6 protein-coding genes are annotated in these 7116 nt (G+C 31.6%); all 6 read left to right on the forward strand.

The window, feature by feature from the left end; all coding sequences use genetic code 11:
* Positions 1-28 precede the first annotated feature (28 nt).
* The 6 genes from HMPREF2580_RS03190 (at position 29) to HMPREF2580_RS03215 (ending at position 6731) form a co-directional block, all read left to right on the forward strand.
* On the forward strand, positions 29-1216 hold the full coding sequence (locus tag HMPREF2580_RS03190) for a UTP--glucose-1-phosphate uridylyltransferase (protein WP_070830365.1): 1188 nt from the start codon (positions 29-31) through the stop codon (positions 1214-1216).
* 18 nt (positions 1217-1234) lie between these two features.
* The gene (locus HMPREF2580_RS03195; protein ID WP_002443645.1) at positions 1235-1918 is read left to right on the forward strand and encodes a PAQR family membrane homeostasis protein TrhA; all 684 of its coding nucleotides are present in this window, start codon (positions 1235-1237) and stop codon (positions 1916-1918) included.
* A gap of 145 nt (positions 1919-2063) precedes the next feature.
* Positions 2064-3404 (forward strand): multidrug efflux MFS transporter SdrM, encoded by a 1341-nt coding sequence (gene sdrM, locus HMPREF2580_RS03200; RefSeq protein ID WP_070830366.1) that lies wholly within the window; start codon positions 2064-2066, stop codon positions 3402-3404.
* 120 nt (positions 3405-3524) lie between these two features.
* Positions 3525-3992 (forward strand): SepA family multidrug efflux transporter, encoded by a 468-nt coding sequence (locus tag HMPREF2580_RS03205; protein WP_070830367.1) that lies wholly within the window; start codon positions 3525-3527, stop codon positions 3990-3992.
* 82 nt (positions 3993-4074) lie between these two features.
* Positions 4075-5517, forward strand: a complete 1443-nt coding sequence (locus HMPREF2580_RS03210; protein WP_002443637.1) for an MDR family MFS transporter — start codon at positions 4075-4077, stop codon at positions 5515-5517.
* Between the two features lie 149 nt (positions 5518-5666).
* Positions 5667-6731, forward strand: a complete 1065-nt coding sequence (locus tag HMPREF2580_RS03215; protein WP_070830368.1) for a P-loop NTPase — start codon at positions 5667-5669, stop codon at positions 6729-6731.
* The last annotated feature ends 385 nt before the right edge of the window (positions 6732-7116 follow it).

Here is a 7116-nt window from a genome sequence, read left to right on the forward strand (position 1 = left end):
GAATTATTAGTACATAAGGAGCGTAATCATGTTAGACAAAAATCGATTGGAAAAATATAACCAAGAGCATTTGTATGAATATGAGAAATTGATGAGTAATAATGAGAAAGAATCTTTAGATAATAAGGTAAAACAGCTTGATTTAGAATCGATTCAAAATTTATATCAAGATTTATATGTGAATAGACAATCTATTGAAGATGTTTCTTCGGTTTCTGAAGTTAAATATGAAGTGAAATCCAAATTAACAGATGAAGAACGATATACATATGAACAAAAAGGTTATGAAGCAATTAGAAATGGCGAATTCGCTGTACTCTTAATGGCTGGAGGCCAAGGTACGCGTTTAGGCTATAAGGGACCTAAAGGTTCTTTTGAAATAGAAGGGGTAAGTTTATTCGAACTACAAGCACGTCAGTTAATTAACTTAAAGGAACAAACAGGTCACACTATCAATTGGTATATAATGACAAGCGATATTAACCATGAAGCAACTTTGGAATACTTCAAACAGCATAATTATTTTGAATATGATGCGAATCATATACACTTTTTCAAACAAGCAAACATGGTCGCTTTAGGAGAAGATGGAAAGCTTGTATTAGATAGAGATGGTCATATTATGGAAACGCCAAATGGTAACGGAGGCGTCTTTAAATCGCTTAAAGATGCAGGTTATTTAGATAAAATGGAGAAAGATCATGTTCAGTATATATTCTTAAACAATATAGATAATGTACTAGTTAAAGTCTTAGATCCATTATTCGCTGGATATACTGTTAGCAATAACAGAGATGTTACTTCGAAGACCATACAACCCCGTGAAGGAGAAAGTGTAGGTAGATTAGTTAACATCGATTGCAAAGACACTGTTCTCGAGTATTCTGAGTTAAATCCTGAAGTAGCAAATGATTTTGACAATGCTAACATAGGTATTCATGCCTTTAAATTAGCATTTATTAAAAGTGCGGTAGATAGAGAATTACCATATCATTTGGCTATCAAAAAATTAAAGCAATTGGATGAGGATTTTGGAGTAGTAGAACGACCTACATTAAAATTTGAGTTGTTCTATTTTGATATATTTAAATATGGAACAAGTTTCATTACTTTACAAGTACCTAGAGAAGAAGAGTTCTCACCACTTAAAAATAAAGAAGGCAAAGATAGTGTAGAAACAGCTACTGAAGATTTAAAGAGAATGGGATTGATTTAAATAAGGACGGTGGAATAGATGTCTCAATCATCTAAGCATAAAAACGAATCTGTTGTTGAAACATTTAAGGACATCATTCCTTTAACGTTTGGGGAAGAAATTGGTAATGCAGCATCTCATGGTGCTGCAGCATTACTGACGTTATTTATATTACCTTATGCAGCGGTGCACAGCTTTAATAATGGTGGCACATTGGAGTCTGTAAGTGTATCTATTTATATAATTAGTATATTTATGATGTTTATCTCATCAACAGTGTATCATTCGATGCAAAATCATACGGCACATAAGTATATTTTACGTATTATTGATCATAGCATGATATATGTGGCTATATCTGGGACCTATACACCTGTGTTGCTAACTGTCGTAGGCGGTTGGATAGGTTGGTTGGTAACGATTCTATTATGGGGAACTACGCTTTGGGGAATATTATATAAATCTATAGCTACAAAAGTGAATCATAAATTAAGCCTAATTGTATATTTAGTGATGGGATGGATTGGTATTATATTTTTACCAATCATCATTATACGAACGTCTTGGCTATTTATTTTATTTATATTTCTTGGTGGTCTTTCATATACCATTGGCGCATGGTTTTATGCTCAAAAGAATAGACCTTATTTCCATATGATATGGCATATATTTATCGTTATAGCTTCATTATTACATATGGTAGGTATTTTATATTTCATTTAAGAATGTTAGCGGTAGAGTTTATATTACTCTGCCGTTTTGTTTTTTAACGATTTAAAATAATACTAATGCACGATTGTGTTAATCGATATAACGTATTAATATTTTAAAGGTTCGATACAAATCATAGAAAGGGAGGTAAACTAAAATGAAATTAAAATCTATAATTACAGTCACTGCACTCATACTAATTATGTTTATGGCTGCAATCGAAACGTCCATTATTTCTTTAGCATTACCAACAATTAAAAACAATTTACATGCTGGAAATTTAGTTTCGTTAGTATTTACAGTATATTTTATAGCTTTAGTTGTTGCTAACCCAATTGTTGGGGAATTATTGTCGCGATTTAAAATTATTTACATTGCAGTTACAGGAGTGGCTTTATTCGCAATAGGAAGCTTGATGTCGGGATTAAGTGAAACATTTACCTTCTTAATTATTTCTAGAGTAATCCAAGGTTTTGGTGCTGGGGTAATGATGTCACTATCTCAAATTGTTCCTAAATTAGCGTTTGAAATACCTCTCAGATATAAAATAATGGGAATCGTCGGTAGTGTTTGGGGGATTTCAAGTATTGTAGGTCCTTTATTAGGAGGAGCAATTTTAGAATTTGCTACATGGCATTGGTTATTCTTCATTAATATACCAATTGCTATTATCGCTATCATTTTAGTGCTCATTACTTTTCATTTTCCAGAGGAAGAAAATGTCAATAAAACTAATTTTGATGTAAAGGGACTAACAGTTTTCTATATCTTTATAGCATTACTTATGTTCGGTCTTTTAAATCAAGGACACATTTCATTAAACATTATCTCTATTATATTAGCGATGATTGTTATGATTTTATTATTCAAAATGGAAAAGAAAACTGAAAATCCATTTTTACCAGTTGCAGAATTTAATAAATCAATCGTTCTTGCATTTATTACTGATTTATTTATCGCTATGTCATTAATGGGGTACAATCTCTATATACCAGTCTATTTACAAGAAAAATTAGGCTTGTCTCCATTACAAAGTGGATTTGTTATATTTCCATTATCTGTAGCATGGATTACACTGAACTTTAATTTAGCTAAAATTGAAGCGCATTTTACTAGAAAAGCCTTATATATAAGTGCATTCACAATACTGTTAATATGTAGCATTGTTATCATATTTGGTTTGAAAGTACCACTTTTAATCGCTTTTGCAGTTATTTTTGCGGGACTCAGTTTTGGCTTTGTATATACTAAAGATAGCGTTATCGTCCAAGAAGAGAGTTCACCAAAAAATATGAAAAAGATGATGTCATTCTATGCATTAACTAAAAATTTAGGTTCTTCAGTTGGATCAACAATTATGGGATATATGTATGCTTTGAAAGCAGGATTATTTGGTTCAGACTTACACAATGTATTAGGTTTAGTTTCTGTTATTTCGATATGCCTTGCGCTTATATGGACATTCCTTTATAGAAATGATGAATTATCAAATACTTAAATCCTAATTGAATAAACATTAAAAACGTCTACGATGTGTGTGGGCGTTTTTTAAATTTTATAAGGTTGGGTATACGTGATACTATAAATATGTATTGATTAAGGAGGGGGGACAATTAAAGTGAAGTCGTTTAAAAATAAATTTTATAATTTAGCAGTAACACTTATTGTTCTCGCTATCTTTGTACTGTCAGGGGCAATTTTCTTAACTTTTTTAGGTTTTGGTTTATATGGTTTGAGTAGAATTTTAATATTCTTTCATTTAGGATACTTTGAATATAATAAAGGCTTTTACGATAATTTATTTTATTACGGTAGCTATATTATTTTTGGATATTTTACGCTGTTTGCGATTGAACATTTAATGGACTATTTTAAGAAAAAATTGCCAAACAACCTATACTTTCAAGGTATCACTTATCATCTCATTTCATTTATAGTCACAACTATCATGTTTTATTTCATCGTTCATATCCATTATGTATATATAAATATTCAATTTTGGGTAATTATGATAATCATAGGATTTTTATTTGTCTGTAAGGAAATCTTCTATCCGGAAAGTAAAAATTTAAATAATAAAAAATAATCAAATAAGCAATTAGATTGATTCGAGATCTTAATTTTGGTTAAATAAAAAACTGTTATCAAACAAGAAGGAGTAATTATCTATGGACACTATAAAATTACCCAAACATAGACGTAATTTAATAGTGGCAGTGATGTTAATTAGTGCATTCGTTGCAATATTAAATCAAACATTATTAAATACTGCCTTACCTCATATTATGCGTGAATTAAAAATTAACGAAAATACATCGCAATGGTTAATAACAGGTTTCATGCTGGTAAATGGTGTCATGATTCCTTTGACTGCTTATTTAATGGACAGAATAAAAACTAAACCACTATATCTTGGAGCGATGGGGACGTTTTTATTAGGTTCAATTATAGCTGCTATTGCTCCAAATTTCGGTGTATTAATGACTGCAAGAGTCATACAAGCGATAGGTGCTGGTGTGCTCATGCCATTAATGCAATTCACGTTATTTACATTATTTTCAAAAGAACATCGTGGTTTCGCCATGGGGCTAGCTGGATTGGTCATACAATTCGCTCCTGCGATTGGACCTACTTTCACAGGACTTATCATCGATAATGCAAGTTGGAGAGTTCCATTTATCATTATTGTTGGAATTGCTCTAATTGCATTTATATTTGGATTAGTTTCTATTTCAAGTTACAACGAAACGAAAGATACAAAGTTAGATAAGCCATCGGTTATATATTCAACAATTGGCTTTGGATTAATGTTATATGCTTTCAGTAGTGCCGGTAATTTAGGATTTTCAAATCCGATTGTTATTGGCTCACTCGTGATTAGTATCGTGATTATTTTAATCTTTATAAGAAGACAAATAACGATTGCTAACCCGTTACTTAATCTTAAAGTATTTAAAAGTAAAATCTTCTGTTTCAGTACAATTACTTCTATGATTGTCATGCTTTCAATGGTTGGCCCTGCTTTACTTATTCCATTGTATGTTCAAAATGCATTAGGTTTATCCGCATTACTATCCGGTTTAGTTATTATGCCAGGCGCTATTATTAACGGTATCATGTCAGTATTTACAGGAAGATTTTATGATAAATATGGGCCGAGACCTCTGATATTTGCAGGATTTACATTACTTACTATTTGTACGCTGTTGCTTTGTTTCCTAAAAGCAGATACATCATATACGTATCTCATCATTATATATGCGATCCGAATGTTCGCAGTTTCATTACTAATGATGCCTATTAATACTACAGGTATTAACGCCTTAGAAAATAAAAACATCTCACATGGTACTGCTATAATGAACTTTGGACGTGTTATGTCAGGTTCACTTGGTACAGCATTAATGGTTACATTTATGAGTATAGGTGCAAAATGGCTAGGACCTTCATCATCAGCACACGCTAGTAAAGAATTATTACAAAGACAAACGGTCGCTGCTGGTGTCGATGTTTCATTTGCACTAGTAACAGGTTTTGTTGTTATTGCCTTTATTTTAGCCTTATTTATCAAAGAGCCGAATAGAAAATCTCAAAATATTAGAGAAGTATAAATATATTTATCGAGTTAGTCTACTTAATTATGTAGGCTAACTTCTTTTTTTATCATTAAAAAAGCCTTATACTTAAACAGATGAACTACGTAAATGAATAACTTTTGTTATTATGTAGATAAATTAACATTGATTAAGGGGGATTTACTTTGTTAACGGTAAATCAAGTTGAAGAGATAGTAGGTGCGTTAAAGGATCCAATTATTGATGTACCTTTAAAAGAAACTGATGGAATTGTTAACGTAACCATCAAAGAAGAGATAGAGCACGTAAGTGTTAAAGTTGCAATGGCTCAATTAGGTGGCCAACCACAATTAGATTTACAAATGGCAATTGTAAAAGCTTTAAAAGAAAATGGTGCAAATACAGTTGGTATCCGTTTTGAAGAGTTACCACCTGAAACAGTTGAGAAATATCGTGGTAAGGGAACTGAAAAACCAAAAACAATTGAAGGACTTCTTTCTCAAAATAATCCAGTTGAATTTATTTCAATTGCATCAGGTAAAGGTGGCGTTGGTAAATCAACCATAGCAGTAAATTTAGCTGTAGCCTTAGCAAGAGAAGGTAAAAAAGTTGGACTTGTAGATGCTGATATATATGGTTTTAGTGTTCCAGATATGATGGGTATTGATGAAAGACCTGGTGTAGATGGTAAAGAAATCATTCCAGTAGAACGTCATGGTGTTAAAGTCATCTCAATGGCATTCTTTGTTGAGGAAAATGCCCCAGTTATTTGGAGAGGGCCTATGCTAGGTAAAATGTTGACAAACTTCTTTACAGAAGTACAATGGGGAGATTTAGATTATCTCTTACTTGATTTACCACCAGGTACTGGAGACGTTGCATTAGATGTTCATTCTATGTTGCCATCTAGTAAAGAAATTATTGTAACGACACCTCATCCTACAGCAGCATTCGTTGCAGCTAGAGCTGGAGCTATGGCAAAACATACAGACCACTCAATTTTAGGCGTTATCGAAAATATGAGTTACTTTGAAAGTAAAGAAACTGGAAATAAAGAATATGTATTTGGTAAAGGTGGGGGAACTAAACTCGCTGATGAGTTAGATACTCAGTTGTTTGGAGAATTACCATTAGAACAACCAACATGGAATCCAAAGGACTTTTCACCATCTATTTATCAACCTGATGATCGCTTAGGTGAGATTTATACATCTATTGCTAGAAAGGTTATTGCTAGCACTCAAAAATAAATAAACAATTTTAAAAGAGCTTTATTAAATCATACAAAGACGAATTTCGTTTTTGTATGATTTTTCTATTGCAAATTTTAGAAATCATGGTAGAATATTTCTTTGTGAGCTACGAAAACGACACTCACAAAATTTAAAAAATAATGCAATTTAATTGTTGACTTAAAAACATAAAATTGATATTATAAAAAAGTCGCTGAAAAGCGATTGTAAAGTGTTTGTTTCAATTGTTAAGCGAGTGTAAAACTTACCCTTGCAAAGGTGATTAAAACACTTTAAAATAAATAAAGTAATCTTGATAAGTCATTGACTTTTGTTTATAAAAAAGATATGATGGAAAAGATTGATTTTATTCAAATGAACATTGAAAACTGAATGACAATAT

The sequence above is a fragment of the Staphylococcus sp. HMSC036D05 genome, assembly GCF_001836225.1.
Classification (GTDB): domain Bacteria; phylum Bacillota; class Bacilli; order Staphylococcales; family Staphylococcaceae; genus Staphylococcus; species Staphylococcus caprae.

Excerpts from the sequence above, each read along its gene's own strand:
- HMPREF2580_RS03190 (WP_070830365.1), top strand. The coding sequence starts at position 29 with ATGTTAGACAAAAATCGATTGGAAAAATATAACCAAGAGCATTTGTAT.
- HMPREF2580_RS03195 (WP_002443645.1), top strand. The coding sequence starts at position 1,235 with ATGTCTCAATCATCTAAGCATAAAAACGAATCTGTTGTTGAAACATTT.
- sdrM (WP_070830366.1), top strand. The coding sequence starts at position 2,064 with ATGAAATTAAAATCTATAATTACAGTCACTGCACTCATACTAATTATG.
- HMPREF2580_RS03210 (WP_002443637.1), top strand. The coding sequence starts at position 4,075 with ATGGACACTATAAAATTACCCAAACATAGACGTAATTTAATAGTGGCA.